The organism is Oceanisphaera sp. W20_SRM_FM3, assembly GCF_052119705.1.
GTDB lineage: Bacteria > Pseudomonadota > Gammaproteobacteria > Enterobacterales > Aeromonadaceae > Oceanimonas.
Genome location: NZ_JBGQOP010000001.1, coordinates 138024 through 161320, shown reverse-complemented (window position 1 = coordinate 161320; position 23297 = coordinate 138024). Strand labels below are relative to the sequence as shown.

The window sequence follows — 23297 nt, the reverse complement described above, 5'->3', positions numbered from 1 at the left end:
TTATCGTTTACCCTTCACGCTTTACACCTCACGCCTCACAGCACGCAGTGCTACAGTCTTTTCGCTTCAATAATATCTGGCAGTTGGCTGATTTTGGCTAAGGCGCGGCTCAATGTGTCAATGTTGTAGATGCGCAGTGCCATGTCCATGGTCGCGGTTTGTTGCTTGCGATTAGAACGGCTACTGAACTCCACCACATTAATTTTTTCATTGGCCAAGATAGTGGTGATATCGCGCAACAGACCTGATCTGTCGTTAGCCACCACGCGCAGCGTGATCTTATAGCCTCCGGCGCTGTTTTCACCCCACACAGCTTCCACCAAACGTTCAGGATGCTGATGTTGTAATTCTTTTAGCTGCTCGCAATCGTTACGGTGAATGGAAATACCCCGGCCTTGAGTGATAAAGCCGCTGATCTCATCGCCAGGAATGGGCTGGCAGCAGCGAGCAATATTGGTCATTAAATTGCCCACCCCTTGCACCACTATGTGCCCCTTAGCGCTAACGACAGGTGTTTTTTTAGCGGCATTCAGCTCTAACTGACGCAATACAGCCTGATCTTCTTCGGCGCTGGTGGGCTTTTTATGTAAGCCCTGCAGATAATTAAGCAGCTGATTAATACGCAAATCGCCGCCGCCGATGCCGGCTAATAAATCATCGAGTTGGGTGACGTTAAAACGTTCTAATACCGTCTTATTAATGGCAGAGAACTGCAGATTCAGGCGATCTAGCTCTTTATCTAACAATTCACGGCCCGCCAGTATGTTTTTGTCGCGGTCTTGCTTCTTAAACCAGTTGCTAACCTTGGCGCGGGCGCGACTGGTGCGTAAGAAGCCTTGATTGGGGTTCATCCAATCTCGGCTGGGATTAGGCTGCTTTTGGGTGATCACTTCAACTTGGTCACCGGTTTGCAAGGCATAGGTGAAGGGGACTATGCGGCCATCAATCTTGGCGCCTATGCAGCGGTGACCAATTTGGCTGTGAATATAATAGGCAAAATCGAGTGGCGTGGCACCAAGCGGCATATCCACCACCTCTCCCTTAGGCGTAAACACATAGACTCTGTCTTCAAACACTTGGCTGCGCAGTTCATCGACCAAAGAGCCACTTTCTGCCATGTCTTCTTGCCAAGCCAACAGCTTTCTTAGCCAGGCAATTTTATCTTCAAAACCGCTTTGCTTAGGGCTAGTGCCACCTTCTTTATACTTCCAGTGTGCCGCCACGCCCAGCTCTGCATCTTGATGCATTTGGTCGGTACGAATTTGGATCTCTACCGTCTTACCCTCAGGCCCCAGCACCACAGTATGAATGGACTGATAACCATTAGGCTTAGGGTTGGCTACGTAGTCGTCAAACTCACGGGGAATATGGCGAAACTGAGAATGCACCACGCCCAAGGCACCGTAGCAGTCTTGTAAGTGATCCGTGATCACGCGTACCGCTCGCACATCAAACAGCTCGTCAAAATCCAGATTTTTTTTCTGCATCTTGCGCCAAATACTGTAGATGTGTTTGGGTCGGCCATACACATCAGCCTTGATGCCAGACGCAAGCAGTGAGGTTTTTAAGCCCCCCACAAAGTCGTTAATGTAGGCTTCGCGCGCCAGCCGTTTTTCGTGCAATAAAGAGGCGATCCGTTTATAGGTATCTGGGTGCAAGTAGCGAAACGATAAGTCTTCCAGCTCCCACTTCAGCTGGCCTATGCCTAACCGGTTCGCCAGTGGGGCATAAATATTGGCGATTTCTTTGGCGACTAAGACGCGGGTTTCTTCATCGGAATTTTTTACTTCGCGCAGGCAAGTTATGCGCTCGGCAAGTTTAATCACCACGGCGCGCACGTCTTCCACCATAGCCAGTAGCATGCGCCTGACTCTGTCTACTTGGACCTCTGAGCTTTTATTGCTGTGCACATTTTGCAAGGAACGAATAGCTTCCATGTCCACTACGCCTTGTAATAAGCGACGTATAACAAGCCCAAATTTTTGTGCTATTTGCTCTAGGGTTAAGTGACCTGCTTCCACGAAAGGATAGAGGATAGCGGCCTTGATGGTGTCTGTGTCCATGCTCAAGGTCAGCAAGATACCCACCATTTCTACGCCTTGAGCCTGTAGTTGCAGTAAGGCTGGCATCGGCGCCTTCAGGCTCAAACAATACTCATACAGCGCCTTTAGCTGCCCTTGTTCGTCCGCCGTGAATGGCAGACTCGCAGCCCACTCTGCTAAATCAAAAGTGACCGTAAGATGAGTATTGCGTACTGCAACCATAACTACCCCTTAACTTAATTCAATTCGAACAAGGCCATTGCTTCACAATGCACCGTATGGGGAAACATGTCGATTAAACATAAACGCGTTAGCTTATAACCTGCCGCCAATAATGGCTGGCTGTCACGGGCCAAGGTGACCGGATTACAAGAAACATAAAGCAAACGTTCAGGTGCTAACTTACATAAATAAGGCATAACGTGCTCGGCACCGGCGCGGCCGGGATCTAATAACACCCGCTCAAACCCTTGTTGAGCCCAAGGTTCTTGGGTGAAATCCGCAGCCAAGTCGGCTCGATAATAACGCGCTTGGCTCAGCTCATTATCTTCCGCATTACCGCGCGCCTGTTCGACCATTTCCGTGACGCCCTCCACCCCAATCACGGTGTGACCCGCCGCGGCTAAAGGCAAAGAGAAATTGCCCACACCGCAAAACAAATCCAGTATCGCATCATCAGGTGCGGGGGCTAACCAGGCTTGGGCTTTCGCCACTAATTGGCCATTTAGCGGGCCATTAATTTGAATAAAATCGCCGGGCGTAAAAGACAGCTTTATATTATCTATCTGATAATAAAGTGAAAAAGGTACATGTAAAGGCCGACGGCTATGATCGTCTTGTAAAAATAACGCCAAATCACGAGTCTGGGCAAAAGACAGCAATAATTCCATATCTGTCGCAGCCAAACTGGCGGTGTGCCGCAACAAGATAGCCACGCCCTCAACGGCTTCATACAACTCAATATGGCCTAATTGTTTGGTCGCCTTGAGTTGATTCAATAAAGTGCGCAGCGGCGCTATCAGCGACGATAGTGCGGGACGCAACACGCCGCAGTGTTCGATTTCGACTAATTGGTGCGATTGACTGCGGCGAAAGCCCAACGCCACGCCTTTGCCTTGCAGGCGTATAGCCAAGCGCGCCACGCGTCGATAGCCCTGATTCAAAGAATGCGTCAGCCATTCTGGCTCGGGTAAGTCATTCATGCCTTGGCGAGAGAACAACTGGGTCATCGTGCGCGCCTTGAGTGCGCGCTGTTCATGCACGGCCATGTGCTGCAAGGAGCAGCCACCGCAGTCATTGATATAGGGGCAGAAGGGCTGTGCTCGGCTAGCAGCCGGGGTCAGCACTTTTAACAAGCGCGCCGTTTGGTACTTGGCATTTTGTTGCTCGATGCGCACCCGCACCCGCTCACCTTTAAGTGCCGCCGGCACAAACAAGGGTTTACCTTGATGACGCGTCACGCCGATACCGTGGCTGTTCACCTCGGCTATGGTCACATCTAGCGGCGCTTGTGGAGCCAACTTGGGTTTGCTTTGCTTGAAGAACTGAACCATAAACGTGGAGGCCTCGAACCGACTATGTCATCATCAACGTCTGTTGATTTAATATCGGTATTGTCCCACATTAGCCCACTATGACCAAATACGGCCTGCGAGCCAGAATACTCGCCTACACCATAATTCCTACGCTGCTTATTGGCATATTTCTGGCCGGTTACTTTTCGGTGAGCCGTTATCAACAACTAGAAAAATCCCTTATTAGCCAAGGAGTTAACGTAATTGAACCCATGTCACTGGCCAGTGAATTAGCACTTACCAGTCGCAATCGTGAGGCCTTAAATCGCCTGCTTAGTAATATTCATCGTAATAATAGTCCGCTCATCAAAGCCATCGCCTTATTTGACGATCAAGGCCGTTTATTGGTGACCTCGAATTACCATAAAGATTTCAATCAGCTGCGCTTGGCCGAAGGCGAGTCTATTCCCTTGGCGACTCGAGTCGATAATCGCGATCAGGGCATTATTTTGCGCACTCCCGTGCTCACCGACAATATTAAAACCGACTCAGCCTGGGAAGACGTATCAACCGTGCCCATTGGTTATATTGCCATGCAGCTGACCAACGACTCGACCCTGCTGGTACAGTATAAAGATACGTTTTTTGCCGGGTTGATAGTGCTGTTAGGCGTTAGCCTGAGCGTCTTTTTTGGCATACGGTTAATTCGTGGCGTGTCACAGCCCATTACCGACATGATCACGGCTATCTATAAAATTCGCGAAGGCCGACTCGACACCCGAGTGCACGGCGAATTTACCGGTGAGATGGACATGCTAAGAAATGGCATCAATGCCATGGCGAAGTCTTTGGCCGAATATCACGAAGAAATGCAGCAAAACGTCGATCAGGCTACCTCTGACTTGCGCGAAACGTTAGAGCAAATTGAAATTCAAAATATTGAATTAGATATGGCAAAAAAGCGCGCTCAAGAAGCGGCACGGGTGAAAACCGAATTTTTGGCGAATATGTCTCACGAGCTGCGTACCCCGCTCAATGGCGTGATCGGTTTTGCGCGGCAATTACAAAAAACCCGTCTCACCGCTAATCAATTCGACTATCTCACCACTATCGAAAAGTCGGCGCAAAATCTGCTCAGTATTATCAACGATATTCTCGACTTCTCTAAGCTCGAGGCCGGCAAACTCAAAATGGAACAAATTCCCTTCTCGCTGCGCGATACCTTGCAAGAAGTGATGACACTGCTCGCGCCCAGCGCCCACGATAAGGGTCTGGAGCTGTCGTTGCGGGTAGACACGGCGGTGGAAGACAGCTTAGTGGGTGATCCGCTGCGCATGCAGCAAGTGCTGATAAACCTGGTCGGCAACGCCATTAAGTTTACCGAGCAAGGCAACGTAGATGTACGGGTTGACGCTTGCCCGGCAAGCCTACCCGAGCGCACGGCGCTGCGTATTCACGTACAAGACAGCGGTATTGGTATCTCTGATATTCAGCGCCGCCAGCTATTTCAAGCCTTTAATCAAGCGGACTCCAGCATTTCACGCCGCTATGGCGGCACCGGCTTAGGCTTAGTGATCACCCAAAAGCTGGTTCAGCAAATGGCGGGGTATATTGAACTGCACTCCGAATTGGGCGTAGGCTCGGCATTTAGTTTTACCCTAGAACTCAATCGTGCCCCGCTGCCACTGGCCGAGCCTTTGCCATTACACGAGCTGAGCCAGAAAACCGTACTTTATATCGAAGAAGATAATTTTAGTCGGCGCGCCACCACCGCCTTATTGCAAGAATGGGGTGTACAGCTGATACAGGAATCCAGTCTCAATGAGACAGTGGATTACGTGCTGCTCGGTTTTGGCCCCAACGCCCTGCCTAGCCAGATGGAGCACAGCATTGAGCAGCACCAAGCTCAAGGGCACCAAGTGGTGGTGTTGTTGGGATCCACAGACCCTATTTTGGCAGAAAGCTTAGTGCGCAGCGGTGCACAGCTGTGCCTTACCAAGCCGGTGCATTACCAAAAATTAGCTCAGGCTTTAACGAGTCCGCATGTTTGTAAGATAGCCCTGGTCGAGCAAGAACTCAGTACCGAACACTCGCATGCCTCAGCAGATTTATTGCAAATCCCCCTACTGCCTGCCAGTCAAAAACAGCAGATGCGGGTGTTAGCCGTAGACGATAACCCCGCCAATCTTAAGTTGATTAGCGCCTTGCTGCGCGAGCAAGTAAGCCAAGTCGATACCTGCTCTAATGGCCAAGAAGCGCTCAATTTAGCCACCGTTAATCACTATGATGTGATATTCATGGACATTCAAATGCCCTTGCTCGATGGCATACAAGCGACCCAAAAAATCCGTGACGGTCAAGGCCCGAACACCATAACGCCAATAGTGGCGGTCACCGCCCACGCCATCGCCGGTGAGCGCGAGCGCTTAATATTGCAAGGCATAGACGACTATTTGGCGAAGCCGCTCGATGAAAATATGCTCGCCGAGTTAATCCAGCGCTTTGCCAAGCCTGCGACCTTACACCATATTGATTGGCCGTTGGCACTAAAACAGGTAGGCAATAAACCTAAGCTCGCCCAAGAAATGCTCAGCTTATTACTGCAAACCTTCGATGAATTTGAACCTCTGCTCAATGCCGCACTCTCTGGCGAGTTAGATGAAGAGCAATTTTACCCCTATCTACACAAGCTACACGGCGGCACTGCTTACTGCGGCGTACCCCAATTACAAGCCTTGGTCGCCGAGCTAGAAGGTGCTTTATTAGCTAAGCAAAGCCTAGATGAATTAGAGCCAGAATTACTAGAGCTAGAAGAACGACTCACTCAAGTCAGAGACGAAGCTAAAGCTTATTTGTAAGGCGTGAAGCGTGAAGAGATAATGCAATAAAAACGCCGAGCAATCCGCTCGGCGTTTTCTCTTCGTTCAAGGCCTGTCGTACAGTTTGGCTTATGGGCAGTGGAGGTTACACCTCTCTCTTCACCCTTTACCCTTCACCCTTCACCATTAAATCCCCTGCCGTGCTTCTTGCATTAGCCGCTTCATGTCGCGGATGGCTTTGTCTAGGCCCTCGAAGGCGGCGCGAGCAATAATGGCGTGGCCAATGTTGAGCTCATACATCTCAGGAATGGCGGCTATCGGCTTAACGTTATGGTAATGCAGACCATGACCGGCATTTACCTTTAAACCCATATCACTGGCATAAGCCGCGCTCGCAGCAATGCGCTTGAGCTCGGCACCTCGCTCTGCTTCACTGGCCGCATTGGCATAATGGCCGGTGTGAATTTCAATAAAGGGCGCGCCGGTGGCGACGGCGGCATCTATTTGATTGCGCTCGGCATCAATAAATAACGACACCTTAATACCGGCTCCGCTCAAGCGTTTCACGGCAGCGGTCATCTTATCGAGTTGACCGGCCACGTCTAAGCCGCCTTCGGTGGTCACTTCTTCACGTTTTTCTGGCACTAGGCAGACGAAGGCAGGCTTGATGCGACAGGCGATATCGAGCATTTCCTCGGTCACCGCCATCTCAAGATTCATGCGGGTTTGAATGGTGTCACTCAAGATTTCCACATCTCTATCAATAATGTGGCGTCTGTCTTCACGCAAATGCACCGTAATGCCATCGGCACCGGCCAGCTCGGCCAGCGTTGCCGCATACACAGGATCCGGATAGTTAGTGCCCCGCGCATTACGCAAGGTGGCAATGTGATCGATATTAACGCCTAAATATAATTCACTCACTGCGACTTCCTCTCTTTCCTTTGATAAACAGCGCACGACTGCGCAAGGGCCTGCCTCCTAAATAAGGGGCCAGCGCTTGGCGACTAAAATGTTTAGCAGCTTGCAGCACTTCGGCGGAGCTAAAATCCAGCTCCGCCAAGGCATAAAGATGGGCGCCCGCATAAGCACCTGGTTCGCACTTGGGTAGGCGACTAAAACCCGCCTCCGGCTGGTATTGATACCAAGCATTGGCCTGTACATGCTCGCCACTGACCGCATCCACCGTAAAATCAACGCCATAGCCTAAGACACTGAGCATATAAAACTCAAAGTGGCGCAGGCAGGGTTCTAGGCTCTCGCCTGCCGCTAATTTCTGTAAGGTACCCTGATAGGCCTCAAACACCTCATCGAAAGGGGTATGAGCTTCTAACAGATAATAAACGAGTTCATTCAGATACAAGCCACTGTATAAGGCGGTACCGACCAGACGAATGGCCGGTGCCGTAGCCTCAACTTTAAACAGGGTTTTAAGCTCGCCCTTGCCGCCAAAAGTGAGGCTTAAGGGCACAAAGGGCTGTAACAGCCCTTTTAATGGCGAGCGAGGCTGGCGACTGCCTTTGGCAATGACACTTTGCCGACCTTGCTCTTGGGTAAAGATCTCAACCAGTTGGCTGGTTTCTCGGTAGGGCCGACTGTGAATAACAAAGGCGGCCTGTGCCTTCATCAATCGTCACCATACCCCAAGCTACGCAAGGCTCTTTCATCATCGGCCCAGCCAGATTTAACCTTCACCCACAGCTCGAGAAACACTTTTTGCTCCAGCAAGCGTTCTAGATCTAAGCGGGCTTCGGTGCCAATCACTTTTAGCTTGGCGCCCTTGTTGCCGATCACCATGCGTTTTTGACCGCTGCGTTCCACCAAGATCAAGCCGTTGATGCAGACCACGCCCTTGTCGTTCACCTCGTAGGTTTCGATTTCTACGGTCACCGAGTAAGGTAATTCTTCACCCATAAAGCGCATGATTTTCTCACGGATAATTTCCGCCGCCATAAAGCGCGAGGATCTATCTGTGATGTAATCTTCTGGAAAGTGGTGCGGTGACGGCTTTAAACGGCCACGCGCCAATTTAGCAATCACGTCAACATTAGTGCCCTTCTCTGCGGACATGGGCACTATATCGGCGAAGTTCATCTTAGCGGCCAACCATTGCAGATGCGGCAATAGCTCTTCGCGGGTCTCGACGTTATCAATCTTATTCACCGCCAACACTACTGGGCACTCTAAGCGACGCAACTTATTCAGCACCATCTCATCGTCCGGCGTCCATTTGGTGCCTTCCACCATAAATACCGCCATCTCCACATCGCCCAAAGAGCTAGAAGCGGCGCGGTTCATTAAGCGGTTAATGGTGCGCTTTTCTTCGATGTGCAGTCCTGGAGTATCCACATAGATAGTCTGATAGGCGCCCTCGGTGTCGATACCCATGATGCGATGGCGGGTAGTTTGCGGCTTACGCGAAGTAATGCTGATCTTCTGCCCTAATAGCTGATTGAGCAGGGTCGATTTACCGACGTTAGGGCGGCCGACGATGGCGATAAAGCCGCAATAGGTTTGTTCAGGAGTGGTCATAGCAAGACTTCCAAAGCATGTTCGGCCGCAGATTGCTCGGCCTTGCGACGACTGGTACCAATGCCAATCACGGGTTGTGCCATGCCTTCAATCTGGCAATGCACGGTAAATTTTTGATTGTGCGCTTCGCCAATCACCTGCTCTACCGTATAGGTAGGCAAGGGTTTGCGCTTACCCTGCAACAACTCTTGCAGCCGCGTCTTAGGATCTTTTTGGTCTATGCCGGGCTGTATCGCATCTAAGCGGTCTTCGTACCAACCCAACATCATGGCTTGCATCTGTTCGATATTAGCATCCAGATACACGGCACCAATAATCGCTTCTACGGCATCGGCCAAAATCGATTCACGACGAAAGCCGCCACTTTTAAGCTCGCCTGGGCCTAATATCAAATACTCACCCAACTCAAATTCCCGCGCCAGCTCGGCTAAGGTTTTTTCTCGCACCAGAGTAGCGCGCATGCGTGACATATCGCCTTCGTTCACCTTAGGAAAACGGTGGAAGAGCGCATCGGCAATCACCATGCTTAACAGCGAATCACCCAAAAACTCTAAGCGTTCATTATGGCGCGATCCGGCACTGCGGTGCGTTAATGCCCGCACCAACATGGCGGGATCCTTAAAGGTGTAACCTATTTTCTTTTCTAATATTTGCAAATTTTTCATTAATGAATAGCGCCTATGCGGCTAAAGCGGACATCACTGGGCACCCAAGCAGGTAACCAGCTGTCGGCATTGCGTTCAAATTCAAAGCTAATCCAGATGGCCACCGCTTTGCCGACTAAGTTTTCTGCAGGCACGAAGCCCCAAAAACGACTGTCGGTGCTGTTGTCTCTGTTATCACCCATAGTAAAATACTGACCTGCCGGTACTAGCCACTCATTCTGTGCTGTATTAGGCTGGCCATAGTAAAGATGCATCAGATCTGGGCGTTGTGGATTCTTCAATATATCGTGCCCACGCTCGGTGAGACCTTCACTAAAACGCTCCAGCGACACGCCGTTTTGCGAAAACTCACCGACATTGCCAGCCGTTAGCGCCACTGGTGCAAAGTCTGGACACTCGCCACTGACACAAGCAGGCTTGATATACAGCTGCTTGTCTTGATAGACAATGCGATCGCCGGGCAAACCTACCACGCGCTTGATGTAGTCAATGCGGGGGTCTTCTGGATATTTAAATACCACCACATCGCCGCGTTTCGGTTGGCCGGTCGCGATCAGGGTGGTATTGCCAACCGGCTCTTTTAAGCCGTAGGCAAACTTTTCCACCAAAATAAAGTCACCCACCAATAAGGTCGGCATCATAGAGCCTGACGGGATCTGAAACGGTTCGTAAATAAAAGAGCGCAGTATAAGCACGGCCGCGATCACCGGAAAGATAGAGCGCGCTTGCTCAATCCAACCGGGCACGCGGGCGGCGCGCACCAAGGCGGCTTCATCCACCTTATTGCCGTGGGCAACTTGCGCCTCTGCTATCTTACGAGCTCGTTGCGGAGCCCATCGCCACTTGTCTAGCGCCCAAATAATACCGGTCACTAGCGTGACCAGCACTAAAATCAAGGCAAAGTTACTCGCCATAAATTACTTGTCCTTACCGACATGAAGAATCGCTAAGAAGGCATCTTGTGGGATATCAACCCGACCCAATGACTTCATGCGTTTTTTACCTTCTTTCTGTTTAGAAAGCAGCTTTTTCTTACGGCTCACGTCGCCGCCGTAACACTTAGCGGTTACGTCTTTGCGCAAGGCTTTTACCGTGCTGCGCGAGATTATCTGGCTACCAATCGACGCTTGAATGGCAATATCAAACATCTGGCGCGGAATAAGATCACGCATCTTGTCGACCAGCATGCGTCCTCGATAGATGGCATTCGCTTTATGCGTGATCACCGCCAGTGCATCGACGCGATCGCCGTTGATCATAATATCTAAGCGCACCATGTCCGCCGCTTCAAAGCGGCTAAAACCGTAATCCAATGAGGCATAACCACGGCTGCAGGACTTTAAGCGGTCGAAAAAGTCCAATACCACTTCGGCCATCGGAATATCGTAAGTCAGGGCTACCTGCTTACCGTGATAGACCATGTTCTTTTGCACGCCACGCTTTTCGATACACAGCGTGATCACATTGCCCAAATATTCTTGTGGTACCAGAATATTACACTCGGCAATCGGTTCACGCAGCTCTTCAATGTTATTCAGCGGCGGCATGCTTGACGGGCTAGAAATGTGGATCAATTCGCCGTCAGTTTTAACGATTTCATACACTACGGTAGGTGCCGTGGTGATCAAGTCCAAGTCGTATTCGCGCTCTAACCGCTCTTGGATAATTTCCATGTGCAACAAACCAAGGAAACCACAACGGAAACCAAAGCCCAAGGCGTTCGAGGTTTCTGGCTCGTAGAACAAAGACGCATCGTTAAGCGAGAGTTTATCGAGCGCATCACGGAAAGCTTCGTAATCATCGGCAGAAATCGGGAACAAGCCCGCATATACCTGAGGCTTTACTTTTTGAAAGCCCGCTAATGCAAACTCGGCGCCGTGCTTGGCGTGCGTCAGCGTATCGCCCACGGGTGCGCCGTGAATTTCTTTAATACCGCACACTACCCAACCCACTTCGCCACAACCTAAGCCGTCGGTGTCGGTTTGCTTAGGCGTAAAAATACCGATGCGATCCACGCCCCACACTTGGCCTGTGCTCATCACTTTGATCTTATCGTTTTTCTTTAGGCGGCCTTGTTTCACGCGCACCAAAGACACTACGCCCAAATAAGAGTCAAACCAAGAGTCGATGATCAGTGCTTGCAACGCTCCTTCTGGGTCGCCTTCTGGCGGTGGAATTTGGCCGACTATGCGTTCCAGCACGTCATGCATGCCCACGCCGGTTTTCGCGGAGCAGCGCACCGCGTCCATGGCCATTATGCCCACTATATCTTCAATTTCGGCCGCTACGCGCTCAGGCTCAGCCTGAGGCAAGTCAATCTTGTTCAACACAGGCACCACTTCCAGTTCCATGTCGAGTGCCGTGTAACAGTTGGCCAAAGTCTGTGCCTCAACACCCTGGCCTGCGTCCACCACCAACAAAGCTCCTTCACAGGCGGCCAAAGAACGAGAAACTTCATAAGAGAAGTCAACGTGCCCTGGGGTATCGATAAAGTTAAGCTGGTAGGTTTCGCCGTCGTCGGCCTGGTAGTTGAGGGTCACACTTTGCGCTTTAATGGTGATGCCGCGTTCGCGCTCTAAGTCCATGGAGTCGAGCACTTGCTGCTGCATTTCTCGGTCCGACAGACCGCCACATACCTGGATCAAACGATCGGACAGGGTGGACTTGCCGTGGTCAATATGAGCGATGACGGAAAAGTTACGAATGTGCTTCATGATGCGATAAGGAGTCCGTAGTCTGAAAAGCAAGAGTGAAAGGCAGGATTCTACTGGATTAGCATTACCGAGGCCAATCCTTAGTCAATATAGGTCTACGTACGATGAGAGCAATAGTCATTGTGGCTAAGGTGCATCGGCCTCATATGCGACGCTCGCCATCGGTAATAAGGCGTTTATGATCACCGGCTCTGTGGTTAGTCGCCCGCCACCTTTTGCCCAGCGAGCGGCCAGCACAAAACCAATCACACCACCTAGCGCCGCGCCCAAAATGGTACCACCGTCACCTAAGCTAAAAACTTCACTGGCCAGCAAGGCGCCCGCCAATACCAACAATAACGGGAATAAATACACCAAAAACACACTGCTCAGCAGCCCCTGTTCCGGAATACCTATACGCACTTGTTGATTAACGGTAAGCACCAAATCGGTGGCAATTACGAATCTGTGGTCGCGCCCGGGTAAGGCTTGAGAGACGATACCTGTGCCACATTGACTGTTTTGTTTGCACTGGCCACAAGCCGACTTGCTAAAGCACACCACCTCAACCTTGCCGTCGTACACGGCAGAGACGGTGGCTATTTCTTCAAGCATGATGGGGCTCCATAAGTAATGCCGGTATGAGCGTTAGCAAACCGCAGATAATTATAGGTAACCATTAAGGCGCCTCTATGTGAGTGATAGACTCGGCAATTTGGCGCGCAGTTTCTACCGGTATGGCACCCACTACCGTAATGTCTGCGCCAGCAAGAGAAGTTACACTCAGCAAATGGGTGCCACCTTGGCGTACCAATTGTTGCTTCACTTCTGCGGGTGGCTTGACTTGTGTCAAATACACAGAGACATCCACCAAACTATTAGACAACATGACATAATCGACCGGCTGTTCAGTGAGTGGCAATTTATGCTTATCTTGTGAGCGCAGCTCAAAACCGGCGGGCAGCCAGCCAAAACGCCACGGCAGCTGTTGCTGAGGAGCCGGATACACATCTGAGACCGAGATTGCCGCGGGTAAGTTAGCGGCTTTTAATTCTTTAATGAGCGGACTAGGCTGCTCACTCACCTTTAAAGCCACACCCATGCTTTGTTCGATGACATAAGCATCGACATCATTGGTATTAGCGTTGGCGTTGGCATTAGCATCAGTACTAATGGTATCCAGCTTAACCAGCAAACCTGTCTCTTGATCTAGCCACAACACATAACCGTAATAGTCATTGGACTTAGGCACCAAGCGCACCACTTGCGCCACCCTACCCAAGACCCGACTGCGCCCAGCCGACACCGCATCGTATTTGGCATGCAAGGCGTCGAGCGACATATTTTGTAGCCGATAAAAAAGGCCGGGTAAGTTGGAGTTTTTTAGGGTGTAACCACTGTGGCTGGCATCGAAGAAACTGGTTTCATCGTCGCGTTGCACAAATTCTCGTGGTCGGCCATTGAGGTGTGTGAGATGGGTAAACACCTGACCATCGAGATGGCCGCGCGTTAGCCGTTTGGGCTCGAGTTCGCCTTGGCTAACTTCGATTAGCGTCAGTTCAAAGTTAAGCTGTTGATAAGCCTGCTGCATGCGTTGCAGCAGGTTAGTAGCCAAACTATCTTCGGCCAACACCAAACTTGGAAAAAAACATGTAAAGATCAGGATGACGGCACTCAGCCCCTGTTTTTTCAAACTGTTTACCTTTCTTGTTAACGCTATCGCGAATGCTGGCGCTCGTTTTAACGCGGTTGCTAAATTTAGCGCGGCCGCTCATTTTTAATTTTGGCGCAGACGTTGCTGTAATTCATGATCCATCAATAACTCATGAATACGGCGTTGTTGCTCCAACAAGGCTTGCTCTTGCGTGGGCTGCAATGTCTGAGTCTTATAATTCAAGCTCACCGGCGTCGCACTGCCACTCAGGGGTATGGTATTGAGCACCGGCGATTGAATGTCTTGCTGGCTGTATTGCTGCACGCCCACGATTAACGCGGCAGAAACAGAAGCGGCAATCGCAAACTGCCCCACATAACGCACCATGGGTGCCAGCCGACGGCCAAACATAGGCCGTAGCACATTGCTCTTTGCGTCATTACTCTGCGTGTCTGCGACCGGCACATGAGACTGGTCATTCGCACTGTGATTCGCACTGTGGTCAATGGCATTAATGATGGCGGTTTGGCCAATATGGTTCACCGAATGCGGTGCTTCATCGGCTAAGGCCGCCATTATGCTCTCACTTAAATCCAGATCTAAATGCGTGGGCAAGTCGTTACGCAAGGCATCGCCGTAAAGATGATAACGAGCAAAGGTACCCGCCAATTCAGGCTCATTGCCTAATTGTTCCAGCAACACTTTATCTTGCAGCTCGCCGTCGACCAAGGCCGAGATCTGTTCTTTATTCGCCGCAATATTTTCCATAAGGTTTGCCATAACAGTTGTTCTCCGTTCAACCCTGAAGTAACGGCTGGACTCGCTTGTCGATAGCTTCTCGCGCTCGAAAGATCCGAGAGCGAACTGTGCCCACAGGGCAGTCCATCACGTTGGCTATGTCTTCGTAGCTCATCCCTTCCAGCTCTCGCAAGGTTATCGCCGTTTTAAGATCTTCGGGTAGCGTATCTATGGTGTCAAATACCGCCCGCTTGATCTCTTCCGATAACATGAGTCGTTCCGGTGACGCTTGATCTCTTAAACCATCGCCACCGTCATAATACTCAGCGTCTTCTACTTCAACATCGCTACCGGGTGGGCGTCGTTTTTGTGCCACCAAGTAATTTTTTGCCGTGTTAACTGCAATCCGATACAACCAAGTATAAAAGGCACTGTCACCTCTAAATCCGGGCAAGGCCCGATAGGCTTTAATAAATGCTTCTTGCGTCACATCTGGCACGTCACTTGAATTGGACACGTATCGCGATACTAGGTTCGCCACTTTATGCTGATATTTTTTTACCAGTAAGCCGTAAGCGTTTTTATCACCACGCTGCACCCGTTCAACCAGCTGCTGATCTGTAATTTGATCGCTCATGGGAGCCGCGTAACCTCCGAATAATCCGATGCATACTCCCATCGGCTCGTAATAAGCGCATCTATATGGACTACAGATGCGAGAAAAAGTTCTGAACTCATTTGAGAAAGCTGATTCTGGCTGCACACACACCCAGCTTGCGATAACATAGAAAAACTATCCATAGTGGGTCAATGATACTTATGAAGGATCCTGTTGAATACCTCTGCGACGTACTCATTATTGGCAGCGGTGCCGCCGGCTTATCGCTGGCTTTAAAACTGGCGGATCACGCCCAAGTGCACTTACTCAGTAAAGGCCCGCTCGCAGAAGGCTCGACCTTTTACGCACAAGGCGGCATTGCCGCCGTGTTCGACGAAACCGACAGCATCGAGTCCCATGTAGCCGATACCTTAATCGCCGGTGCCGGCTTATGCGATGAGGCTGTGGTCGAATATACGGCCCGCCAAGCCCCCGATGCTATTCAATGGCTGATCAACCAAGGTGTGCCCTTCGATACCGAGACCTCAGCACAGGGAACGGCCGCCTACCATCTTACCCGCGAAGGTGGCCACAGCCACAGGCGTATTTTTCATGCGGCGGACGCCACCGGTAAAGCGGTACAGCTAACCCTAAATGAGCGCGTTCGACAACATCCTAACATTCATATTCTCGAACGGGTTAACGCGCTCGATTTAATTACCACCCAAAAATTAGGCCTGCCCGGCAACCGCGTGTTGGGTGCCTATGTTTGGAACCGCAACAAAGAGCGCGTTGAAACCGTGCGGGCTCGTTTCGTGGCCATGGCCACCGGCGGCGCCTCTAAGGTTTATCAATATACTTCAAATCCGGATGTTAGCTCAGGTGATGGCATTGCCATGGCGTGGCGGGCGGGCTGCCGAGTAGCCAACATGGAGTTTAATCAATTCCATCCTACTAGCCTGTTTCATCCTGATGATAACAACTTTTTACTCACCGAAGCACTGCGCGGTGAAGGGGCGCTGCTAAAACGCCCCGATGGCAGCCGCTTTATGCCAGATTATGACTCACGAGGCGAACTCGCGCCCCGCGACATAGTGGCGCGCGCCATCGATCATGAAATGAAACGCCTCGGCGCCGAGTGCATGTATCTGGATATTAGCCACCAGCCGGCGGACTTTATCCTCAAGCACTTCCCCACTATTTATGAACGCTGCTTAAAGGTGGGCATCGACATTACTCGCCAATCCATGCCGGTAGTGCCCGCCGCTCATTATACCTGTGGCGGCGTTATGGTGGATGAGCACAGCCAAACCGATATTGAAGGTCTCTATGCCATAGGGGAAGTGTCTTATACGGGGTTGCACGGCGCCAATCGCATGGCTTCCAACTCGCTATTAGAGTGCATCGTCTTTGCTCGCGCCGCCGGCCTCGATATGTTAGCCAAGTTGGACGCTACGCCCGAGCCACCTATCTTACCCTTGTGGGATGAAAGTAAAGTGGCTGATTCAGACGAAGAAGTAGTCATCCATCATAACTGGCATGAGCTGCGGTTATTTATGTGGGATTACGTGGGCATAGTGCGCTCCGACAAACGCCTAGAGCGCGCCAAGCGGCGTATTGAGTTATTGCAGCAAGAAATTCAAGAGTACTACGCCAACTTTAGGGTCAGTAATAACCTGCTGGAGCTACGCAACTTGGCACAAGTGGCCGAGCTTATCGTGCGCTCTGCCATGGCTCGCAAAGAGTCCCGCGGACTGCATTACACCTTGGATTACCCAGAGCAATTGCCCAACCCTAAGCCGACGATTTTAGAACCGTAATAAAGCCGGAAGCTGGAAGCTGGAAGGAAGACCCAAGTCTGTAGGTCTAATCTTCCAGCTTATGGCTTACGGCTTCCAACTGGCTTTTCCGGCTCTGCTTGCAAGATTAACTGCGACAGTCGTCTATACACATCCTCAGGCACGGCATCTTGAAACAACCAAAAAGTCGGCAATCTTTGTTCATCCAGCATCAGTACTAAAAAACCGGGGCCTATGCGGCTGTGGTGAGATAAGCGTCCACGCCGGCCATTAAGGCTAATCATTCCTTGGTTATATTCGCCTATTAGCTTATAGCGGCGGCCGCGATAATAAAGTAGCCCGCACACCAACAACCAGATAGGCGTAAACCAAGGCAGTAGATCGACACTTAACAGAAAACGGGCGGGCAGCCACCAAAGACTGGCTGCCGCTAACAGATAATAAAGATGGTAAAGCGAGGGCTTAGCGCTGATTGCGAATCTGGTTACGCTCAAGAATAAAGTCCACCATGGCTTGAAACTCAGGCAGCGCAGACGTTTGATGCCCCATAAACCAGGCAAACAAGTCTGGATCATCACTTTCTAATAACCGTTCAAACACCTGTTGCTCGTGCTCACCCAAAGCGTCGTATTCATGTTCCACGAAGGGACCTAAAATCACATCCAACTCCAGCATGCCACGGCGACACGCCCATCTTAAACGGGGCTTATTTGAGGTATTGCGCAAGGTATTAAGCATGATGGCATCCATAAGATAAAACAAAACTCATAGTATAAGCTCCTATGACTACTGACAAATGTGTTGGCCATCTTTACCATGGCGGTCACACTTACCTCATTGAACGCCTTTTAGAGGAGCGCCCATGTTGACTCTTTCTTCTTCTCCCATCCTGTATCCGCTGACCGACCGAGCCGTGATCAGCTTAACCGGTGCCGACAGAACCAAATATTTGCAAGGCCAAGTCACCTGCGATGTGGACTTACTGCAGGCCGGTGACGCCACCTTGGGCGGCCACTGTGATAACAAGGGTCGTTTATGGGCCACGTTTTGGTTGGCCAATCTTGGCGAGCAATTATTGTTAGTGCTCAATGCCTCCCTTTTAGAACGCCAGTTATCCGAGCTGAAAAAATTTGCCGTGTTCGCCAAAACAGATGTGGCAGCCGTCACTGAGCAGTGGCAAGTGTTTGGCTTGGCCGGCGAAGGCCTTTCTCATTGGTTGACCCAGCACTTAGAAGGCTCAGATAACCTGTGGCAAGGCGGTGTGGTGATCCCCGTGGCCGCAGAGCATGCGTTATTAGTACTGCCTGCAAACGCAACGCCACCCGCATTACCCATCGGTAATGAATCAGATTGGCGCGGTTTGATGATCCAAGCCGGTTTGCCGGATATGCAGGCCGAGCATCAAGGAGAATACATTCCGCAGATGCTTAACTTGCAGGCCTTAGGCGGCATCAGCTTTACCAAAGGTTGTTATTTAGGCCAAGAAACCGTAGCCCGTGCTAAATATCGCGGTGCCAATAAAAAAGCCATGTTTATATTATCAGGCCACGCCAGCGCTCCCATTAGTGCCAATCAAGATTTGGAATTACAGCTGGGTGAAAACTGGCGCCGCGCCGGTACCGTGCTCAGTGTTTATCAAGACGGCGAGCAGTGCTTGCTGACCTCTGTGCTTAATAACGACCTTGATAGCGATGCGGTATTGCGCATTAAAGGCCAAGGCGACAGTCGCCTTAGCCTGCAAGCCCTGCCCTACACTCTGGTAGACTGAGCCGCTTCAATCGCCGCTTCTTTTAGCCAGGCGGCGGCCTTGCCCAAAGGTCGCTGCTTGTGCCAGATCAGCTCCAGTGCCACCGGCCAGTCCTGATCGTCAAACGCCAAGGTGGGCGAGACCAGATACCCATTATCCAGAGCGCTGGCCACCACGTGTTCGGGCACAAAGGCCCAGCCCAGGTTGCGCTGAACCAATTCGACGATCACCCACTGACTTTCTACCCACCAGACATCGGCCGCCACGCGTAACCGCACCTTTTCTTCACTGTCATTACGCGTGGCCACCATCAGCTGGCGATACCGTTTCAGCTCTTCCCACCCCACCCGCTGCCCCGCCAGTGCATGATCCGGTGCACAGACGACTTTCAATGGCACCCAGCCCAGCGCATGAAAGTTGAGTGCCGAGGGCAAAATTTCCTGACGCCACATAATGCCCAAATCGGCCCTATCTTCCAGCACCAGGCGGCTGACATCCTCCATCAGTGGAAACAACAGTTCCAGCTCGACACTGGGGAAACAGCGGGAAAATTCATCCATCAGGGCCCCCAGCCGCTCTGAGGGATACAATTCGTCAACCGCCAATACCAGCCGGCTTTCCACCCCTTCACCCAGGCTTTTGGCCACGCCACGAAAATACTCGCAACGCTCCAGTATGATCCTAGCTTCTGCCAGCAGCCGCTCACCCGCCGGGGTCAGGCGAGGATAGCGGCCACTGCGTAGAAACAGACTGTTGCCCAGATCGATTTCCAGGTTTGATACCGCAGTACTGATGACCGACTGAGCCTTGCCTAGCCGCCGAGCCGCGGCAGAGAAAGACCCGGTATCCACGGTAGCCACAAAGGCTTGTAATTGTTCCAGCGAGAAGCTCATCTATCTTAAAATCCGATACGTTCTAACTTTGATATGGGATATTAGCAGATAGAATCAGCCATCAGACGATAGAATCAGTAAGGAATCCTAATGCGCACCACCAAAGATCGTATTCGCCATACTCTGGGCTTTGAAATAATAGGCCTGCTTATTTTTGCCCCGCTTGCCAGCCTGGTATTCGGCTTCGAACTCCACCTGATGGGGGCCATGGCCGTCGTCGGCTCCATTATCGCCACTGTGTGGAACTATATTTACAACCTGCTGTTTGACCACAGCATGCTGAAACTGCGCGGGGACGTGCGTAAAACCCTGCTATTACGGGTGTTTCACGCTGTGTTGTTCGAAGGGGGGCTGCTGTTACTCTTCATGCCAATGATTGCCTGGTATCTCAGTATCAGCCTGTGGGAAGCCTTCATGATGGATATCGCCATGGCCACTTTTTATCTGGTGTATGCCTTTGTCTACAATCTGGTTTACGACAAGGTGTTTCCCATCCCCGACAACTTGCCCAATACACAGCAAGCTTAAAGGGATCGTTGAGGGTTAAGGGTTAAGGGTTAAGGGTTAAGGGTTAAGGGTTAAGGGTTAAGGGTTAAGGGTTAAGATTGTTTAACGCCTCCCCCCATTTCGCCTCGCCCTTAACTGCAATTAAAAAACGGCCCGTTGGGCCGTTTTTATATTGTAACCTTATGCGGCTTAAGAGCCTCGCTCATCAACGGGCAAGTCTAGGAGGCGCTCATCTTCAGACACGGGTTCTGGATTGCCTTCCAGCTTGGCCACTATGGTGTTAACTGCGGTATCGCCCACCACGTTAGACGCGGTACAGAACATATCATTGATGCGGTCCACCGCCATAATAATGGCCATGGCTTCAATCGGCAGGCCCATTTGCAATAACAGCACACCGGCCATGACCACGGCGCCACCCGGCACGCCGCCAACGCCAACTGACATCAACAACACGGTAATACCTACGGTAAGCAGATCACCGGCAGGGATGGGTGTGCCAGAAATATTGGCAGCAAACATAGCGGCTAGCGTGATGTAAATAGCCGAACCCGACATATTAATAGTGGCACCCAGCGGCACACCAAAACCGGCGATGGCTTTAGACACGCCCAATTTGTCCGTTAAGGTACGCATGGTCACAGGAATAGTCGCGTTAGAGCTGGCGGTAGACAATGCAAACAACACTTGCTCGCGGGTAGCTTGGCGAAATACCTTAGGCTTAATACCGGTAAACATCCACACTGCTAACGGATAAGCCACCAAAATCCAGAAGGTTAATACCAGCACCACTAAGCCCACATAACCGGCCACCGACATTAGCGTGTTAGCTTCAAGCGTGGCACCTAGGCTTATCATAAGCGCGAATACGCCAAAAGGCGCCAGCGTCATCACCAGTCCTACCAGCTTCATCATCACTTCATTAGCGACCCTAAAGGTACGCATGGCCGGCGCTGCTGCAGCACCCATAGCCTGAATGGCTAAGCCAGTAATAATGGCCATAAAGATGATTTGTAACATGTCGCCCGAGGCAAAAGCTTGCACCGGATTACTGGGCACTATACCAATTAACATGGCACCTATGTCTGGCGTTTCTGTGGTGGCTAGCTCAACGGTAGTAGAAGCCCCGTTCGGTAAAGTTGCACCCATACCGGGCTGAAAAATCAGGCCCACCACTATGGCGGCGGCAATAGATAACACGGTATTGACCATATACAGGCCAAAGGTTTTGCCGCCTAAACGACCTAAGCTTGCGATATCGCGCAGCTCACAAATGCCGGTCACTATGGAGATATATACCAAAGGCACCACCATGAGCTTGATAAGCGATACAAACATACCGCCCAACCCTTCGGCTAAGCCCACTAAGCCCTTAGTTAATAACGACACATCGGCAAACAGATATTGGATCATGCTGCCAAGCACTAAGCCCACAATCAGGCCAGTGAAGATACGGGTAGAGAGTGAACCTTTCATTTTGTCTTCCTTAATAAGCCTTAAGCAAATCGTCTACCACCACTGCACATAATAGTGAAGTAAGCTGGTCTTTTTGCTAGTGACAGGATTTTACATTTACAAAACAATTCAGCAACCAAAATTACACCAGTCGTGGTGAGTTCGTGACGCCAATCACAAATAATCGCCATTTGAACGTTATTTTATTCCACACTAGGTCGGATTGAGTACATTTAAATACAGATCACATGCATATTTTTAGCGCTAAAACCTAAACACTAGATATATGCAGAGTATTTGGCTGTTTATGCAGCCAGAGAAGATGAGAGTGAGTTGGCAGAACAAGATAGGCCGCCACCAACGGTTAAGCAGGATTAGCGGTTTGAATCTGCTGGCCATCAATAGCCGCTTAGGCAGAGCAAAATGTGCGATCTTGGATCTGTGTTAGCGGTGCTGCAGGAGCATAAAACAGCCGGCGGGCGCTGGCTGTTTGCGGATGGGTTGTTGAGTCTTACTCGCCTTTAAGCGCTATTCAAACAGCCTTGGCTTTTGGCGGGAAATGGGCAGAAATGCATTGATGCTTGGCCTTAAATGACTTTATAGCAAACCCCGGAGGGTTAAAGCTGCTACTCGCGCTTAGCTCAAACATGCGGGTATTAAATATTCTTTTATAGCGATTCGCATGCTCTTGAAAGCACCAATAAGCATTGGTTCTATAAGGAATACTCAGATCAGCTTGATGCGCAGGCGCTTTCGCTAGCAGGTTTTGTGTCTCTACCAAAAACGGATTGTTATTAATCTTTGCTTGGTTTTGCTCTGCAAATTCGTTATCCAAAGCAAATTTCAATCCCGGATAAACACTCACGCCATAGCGTGAGGGAATAAAAATCACTTGGCCTTGCGCAAAAACTTGCTCCGCATCCCGTTGGGGATTTCGACTCACTATTTGCGCATCTTTTTTTAGATAAACAGGATCTAATTGACCCTTCCAATATTCGCGCTGCTTATCTAATTTACCACTTTCATTAGTCACCACCGAATGCATACCCGCAAGCGGCGCTAACGGTACGGCCAACAACACAGCTGACGCCGTAGATAAGCCGCTTAAGTCTTTATTTGAGGTACAAGCGGCAAGCAATAATAAGCTATTAATAATCAGGACTATTTTATGCATACATACCCTCACATTCAGAAGTTTAATCATTGAAAGCTTACCGTATTAGGAGATTTCACTTCTAATTCACCATCAAAAATTATCTACGCTCAACGCTGCCCAGTCGCCCCTCATTATACTCCATAACATCATCCATCAGGGCTCGGAAATAAAACCTGTCATGGTCACTGTGAGTAATGGATTCGCCCTCATTAGCACGCCCGTAGGAACAGGGCGAGAGCATGAGTGTATGTTTTTTCAATACCACGTTAGTTTATTAATCGATCCGAGTTTAAAAAGGCTAAGTAATAGATAAATATCAATCAAAGGTCAATTATATTTTGTGCGTCATTTTATTAAAAAAGTTTGTGACCTCACCATGCTCAGCATGGTTAAAAGAGGTGCTCTAAGCCAATTTCTCGCCTCTTGGGTTGCAGCCAAATTTATGATTGGCCAACGACTAACGAGAAGGGAATCGACTCATTACA

General features: G+C 50.5%; 21 protein-coding genes. 4 read left to right on the top strand and 17 right to left on the bottom strand.

Translation table 11 applies throughout. From position 1 onward, the window contains the following. Positions 1-50: 50 nt before the first annotated feature. Together relA and rlmD are read right to left on the bottom strand one after the other, a co-directional pair. On the bottom strand, positions 51-2264 hold the full coding sequence (gene relA / locus ACEN2G_RS00720; RefSeq protein WP_442019535.1) for a GTP diphosphokinase: 2214 nt from the start codon (positions 2262-2264) through the stop codon (positions 51-53). Positions 2265-2278: 14 nt separating this feature from the next. Further along, a complete protein-coding gene (gene rlmD, locus ACEN2G_RS00715; protein WP_442019534.1) occupies positions 2279-3595 on the bottom strand; it encodes a 23S rRNA (uracil(1939)-C(5))-methyltransferase RlmD in 1317 nt (438 codons plus the stop codon). Positions 3596-3675: 80 nt separating this feature from the next. Here rlmD and barA point away from each other — a divergent pair, with 80 nt between their 5' ends. Further along, the gene (gene barA, locus ACEN2G_RS00710) at positions 3676-6414 is read left to right on the top strand and encodes a two-component sensor histidine kinase BarA (RefSeq protein ID WP_442019533.1); all 2739 of its coding nucleotides are present in this window, start codon (positions 3676-3678) and stop codon (positions 6412-6414) included. A 147-nt stretch (positions 6415-6561) separates the two neighbouring features. Here barA and pdxJ read toward each other — a convergent pair whose 3' ends face one another. The 10 genes from pdxJ to rpoE all read right to left on the bottom strand — a co-directional run bounded on the left by pdxJ (position 6562) and on the right by rpoE (position 15294). Then, on the bottom strand, positions 6562-7299 hold the full coding sequence (pdxJ, locus tag ACEN2G_RS00705) for a pyridoxine 5'-phosphate synthase (protein WP_442019532.1): 738 nt from the start codon (positions 7297-7299) through the stop codon (positions 6562-6564). Beyond that, positions 7292-8002, bottom strand: a complete 711-nt coding sequence (gene recO, locus ACEN2G_RS00700; RefSeq protein ID WP_442019531.1) for a DNA repair protein RecO — start codon at positions 8000-8002, stop codon at positions 7292-7294. The genes pdxJ and recO overlap by 8 nt, the downstream gene beginning before the upstream one ends. Continuing rightward, entirely contained in the window at positions 8002-8907 is a 906-nt protein-coding gene (era, locus tag ACEN2G_RS00695; RefSeq protein WP_442019530.1) for a GTPase Era, read from the bottom strand. The genes recO and era overlap by 1 nt, the downstream gene beginning before the upstream one ends. Beyond that, the gene (rnc, locus tag ACEN2G_RS00690) at positions 8904-9572 is read right to left on the bottom strand and encodes a ribonuclease III (RefSeq protein WP_442019529.1); all 669 of its coding nucleotides are present in this window, start codon (positions 9570-9572) and stop codon (positions 8904-8906) included. The genes era and rnc overlap by 4 nt, the downstream gene beginning before the upstream one ends. Further along, the gene (gene lepB, locus ACEN2G_RS00685) at positions 9572-10486 is read right to left on the bottom strand and encodes a signal peptidase I (RefSeq protein WP_442019528.1); all 915 of its coding nucleotides are present in this window, start codon (positions 10484-10486) and stop codon (positions 9572-9574) included. Before lepB ends, rnc begins: the two co-directional genes overlap by 1 nt. A 3-nt stretch (positions 10487-10489) precedes the next feature. Then, the gene (gene lepA / locus ACEN2G_RS00680; RefSeq protein WP_442019527.1) at positions 10490-12286 is read right to left on the bottom strand and encodes a translation elongation factor 4; all 1797 of its coding nucleotides are present in this window, start codon (positions 12284-12286) and stop codon (positions 10490-10492) included. 126 nt (positions 12287-12412) lie between these two features. Further along, positions 12413-12880 (bottom strand): SoxR reducing system RseC family protein, encoded by a 468-nt coding sequence (locus ACEN2G_RS00675; protein WP_442019526.1) that lies wholly within the window; start codon positions 12878-12880, stop codon positions 12413-12415. 64 nt (positions 12881-12944) lie between these two features. Continuing rightward, positions 12945-13958 carry a MucB/RseB C-terminal domain-containing protein gene (locus tag ACEN2G_RS00670; RefSeq protein WP_442019525.1) on the bottom strand — a complete coding sequence of 338 codons (1014 nt, stop codon included), beginning with the start codon at positions 13956-13958 and terminating at the stop codon, positions 12945-12947. Between the two features lie 84 nt (positions 13959-14042). After that, the gene (locus ACEN2G_RS00665) at positions 14043-14699 is read right to left on the bottom strand and encodes a sigma-E factor negative regulatory protein (protein WP_442019524.1); all 657 of its coding nucleotides are present in this window, start codon (positions 14697-14699) and stop codon (positions 14043-14045) included. Between the two features lie 16 nt (positions 14700-14715). Beyond that, positions 14716-15294: an RNA polymerase sigma factor RpoE gene (gene rpoE / locus ACEN2G_RS00660; RefSeq protein WP_442019523.1), complete on the bottom strand. Its 579-nt coding sequence runs from the start codon at positions 15292-15294 to the stop codon at positions 14716-14718. Positions 15295-15476: 182 nt separating this feature from the next. On the opposite strand from rpoE, the gene nadB reads away from it, so the two are divergent. Continuing rightward, the gene (gene nadB, locus ACEN2G_RS00655; RefSeq protein ID WP_442019522.1) at positions 15477-17075 is read left to right on the top strand and encodes an L-aspartate oxidase; all 1599 of its coding nucleotides are present in this window, start codon (positions 15477-15479) and stop codon (positions 17073-17075) included. 59 nt (positions 17076-17134) lie between these two features. Here the strand turns inward: nadB and ACEN2G_RS00650 are convergent, their stop codons facing one another. Together ACEN2G_RS00650 and ACEN2G_RS00645 are read right to left on the bottom strand one after the other, a co-directional pair. After that, positions 17135-17548, bottom strand: a complete 414-nt coding sequence (locus ACEN2G_RS00650; protein ID WP_442019521.1) for a protein YgfX — start codon at positions 17546-17548, stop codon at positions 17135-17137. Then, on the bottom strand, positions 17517-17792 hold the full coding sequence (locus ACEN2G_RS00645) for an FAD assembly factor SdhE (protein WP_442019520.1): 276 nt from the start codon (positions 17790-17792) through the stop codon (positions 17517-17519). The genes ACEN2G_RS00650 and ACEN2G_RS00645 overlap by 32 nt, the downstream gene beginning before the upstream one ends. Positions 17793-17916: 124 nt before the next feature. Between ACEN2G_RS00645 and ygfZ the strand changes: the two genes are divergently transcribed. Further along, entirely contained in the window at positions 17917-18822 is a 906-nt protein-coding gene (gene ygfZ / locus ACEN2G_RS00640) for a tRNA-modifying protein YgfZ (protein WP_442019519.1), read from the top strand. On the opposite strand, the gene ACEN2G_RS00635 is transcribed toward ygfZ, so the two are convergent. Further along, positions 18804-19694 (bottom strand): LysR family transcriptional regulator, encoded by an 891-nt coding sequence (locus tag ACEN2G_RS00635; RefSeq protein ID WP_442019518.1) that lies wholly within the window; start codon positions 19692-19694, stop codon positions 18804-18806. The genes ygfZ and ACEN2G_RS00635 overlap by 19 nt on opposite strands. Before the next feature lie 90 nt (positions 19695-19784). On the opposite strand from ACEN2G_RS00635, the gene ACEN2G_RS00630 reads away from it, so the two are divergent. Beyond that, complete coding sequence (locus ACEN2G_RS00630) at positions 19785-20222, top strand: PACE efflux transporter (RefSeq protein ID WP_442019517.1); 438 nt, start codon at positions 19785-19787, stop codon at positions 20220-20222. A gap of 168 nt (positions 20223-20390) precedes the next feature. Here the strand turns inward: ACEN2G_RS00630 and ACEN2G_RS00625 are convergent, their stop codons facing one another. Together ACEN2G_RS00625 and ACEN2G_RS00620 are read right to left on the bottom strand one after the other, a co-directional pair. Further along, complete coding sequence (locus ACEN2G_RS00625) at positions 20391-21677, bottom strand: dicarboxylate/amino acid:cation symporter (protein ID WP_442019516.1); 1287 nt, start codon at positions 21675-21677, stop codon at positions 20391-20393. 511 nt (positions 21678-22188) lie between these two features. Then, a complete protein-coding gene (locus ACEN2G_RS00620) occupies positions 22189-22830 on the bottom strand; it encodes a hypothetical protein (protein WP_442019515.1) in 642 nt (213 codons plus the stop codon). Between the last annotated feature and the right edge of the window lie 467 nt (positions 22831-23297).

What these genes read in the sequence shown, in the direction of transcription:
- relA (WP_442019535.1), bottom strand. Translation starts at nt 2,264, where the DNA reads ATGGTTGCAGTACGCAATACTCATCTTACGGTCACTTTTGATTTAGCA.
- rpoE (WP_442019523.1), bottom strand. Translation starts at nt 15,294, where the DNA reads ATGAGCGATCAAATTACAGATCAGCAGCTGGTTGAACGGGTGCAGCGT.
- lepA (WP_442019527.1), bottom strand. Translation starts at nt 12,286, where the DNA reads ATGAAGCACATTCGTAACTTTTCCGTCATCGCTCATATTGACCACGGC.
- nadB (WP_442019522.1), top strand. Translation starts at nt 15,477, where the DNA reads ATGAAGGATCCTGTTGAATACCTCTGCGACGTACTCATTATTGGCAGC.
- ACEN2G_RS00620 (WP_442019515.1), bottom strand. Translation starts at nt 22,830, where the DNA reads ATGCATAAAATAGTCCTGATTATTAATAGCTTATTATTGCTTGCCGCT.
- ACEN2G_RS00665 (WP_442019524.1), bottom strand. Translation starts at nt 14,699, where the DNA reads ATGGCAAACCTTATGGAAAATATTGCGGCGAATAAAGAACAGATCTCG.
- rnc (WP_442019529.1), bottom strand. Translation starts at nt 9,572, where the DNA reads ATGAAAAATTTGCAAATATTAGAAAAGAAAATAGGTTACACCTTTAAG.
- recO (WP_442019531.1), bottom strand. Translation starts at nt 8,002, where the DNA reads ATGAAGGCACAGGCCGCCTTTGTTATTCACAGTCGGCCCTACCGAGAA.
- rlmD (WP_442019534.1), bottom strand. Translation starts at nt 3,595, where the DNA reads ATGGTTCAGTTCTTCAAGCAAAGCAAACCCAAGTTGGCTCCACAAGCG.
- lepB (WP_442019528.1), bottom strand. Translation starts at nt 10,486, where the DNA reads ATGGCGAGTAACTTTGCCTTGATTTTAGTGCTGGTCACGCTAGTGACC.
- ACEN2G_RS00645 (WP_442019520.1), bottom strand. Translation starts at nt 17,792, where the DNA reads ATGCTTAATACCTTGCGCAATACCTCAAATAAGCCCCGTTTAAGATGG.
- ACEN2G_RS00675 (WP_442019526.1), bottom strand. Translation starts at nt 12,880, where the DNA reads ATGCTTGAAGAAATAGCCACCGTCTCTGCCGTGTACGACGGCAAGGTT.
- barA (WP_442019533.1), top strand. Translation starts at nt 3,676, where the DNA reads ATGACCAAATACGGCCTGCGAGCCAGAATACTCGCCTACACCATAATT.
- era (WP_442019530.1), bottom strand. Translation starts at nt 8,907, where the DNA reads ATGACCACTCCTGAACAAACCTATTGCGGCTTTATCGCCATCGTCGGC.
- ACEN2G_RS00630 (WP_442019517.1), top strand. Translation starts at nt 19,785, where the DNA reads ATGCGCACCACCAAAGATCGTATTCGCCATACTCTGGGCTTTGAAATA.
- ygfZ (WP_442019519.1), top strand. Translation starts at nt 17,917, where the DNA reads ATGTTGACTCTTTCTTCTTCTCCCATCCTGTATCCGCTGACCGACCGA.
- ACEN2G_RS00635 (WP_442019518.1), bottom strand. Translation starts at nt 19,694, where the DNA reads ATGAGCTTCTCGCTGGAACAATTACAAGCCTTTGTGGCTACCGTGGAT.
- ACEN2G_RS00625 (WP_442019516.1), bottom strand. Translation starts at nt 21,677, where the DNA reads ATGAAAGGTTCACTCTCTACCCGTATCTTCACTGGCCTGATTGTGGGC.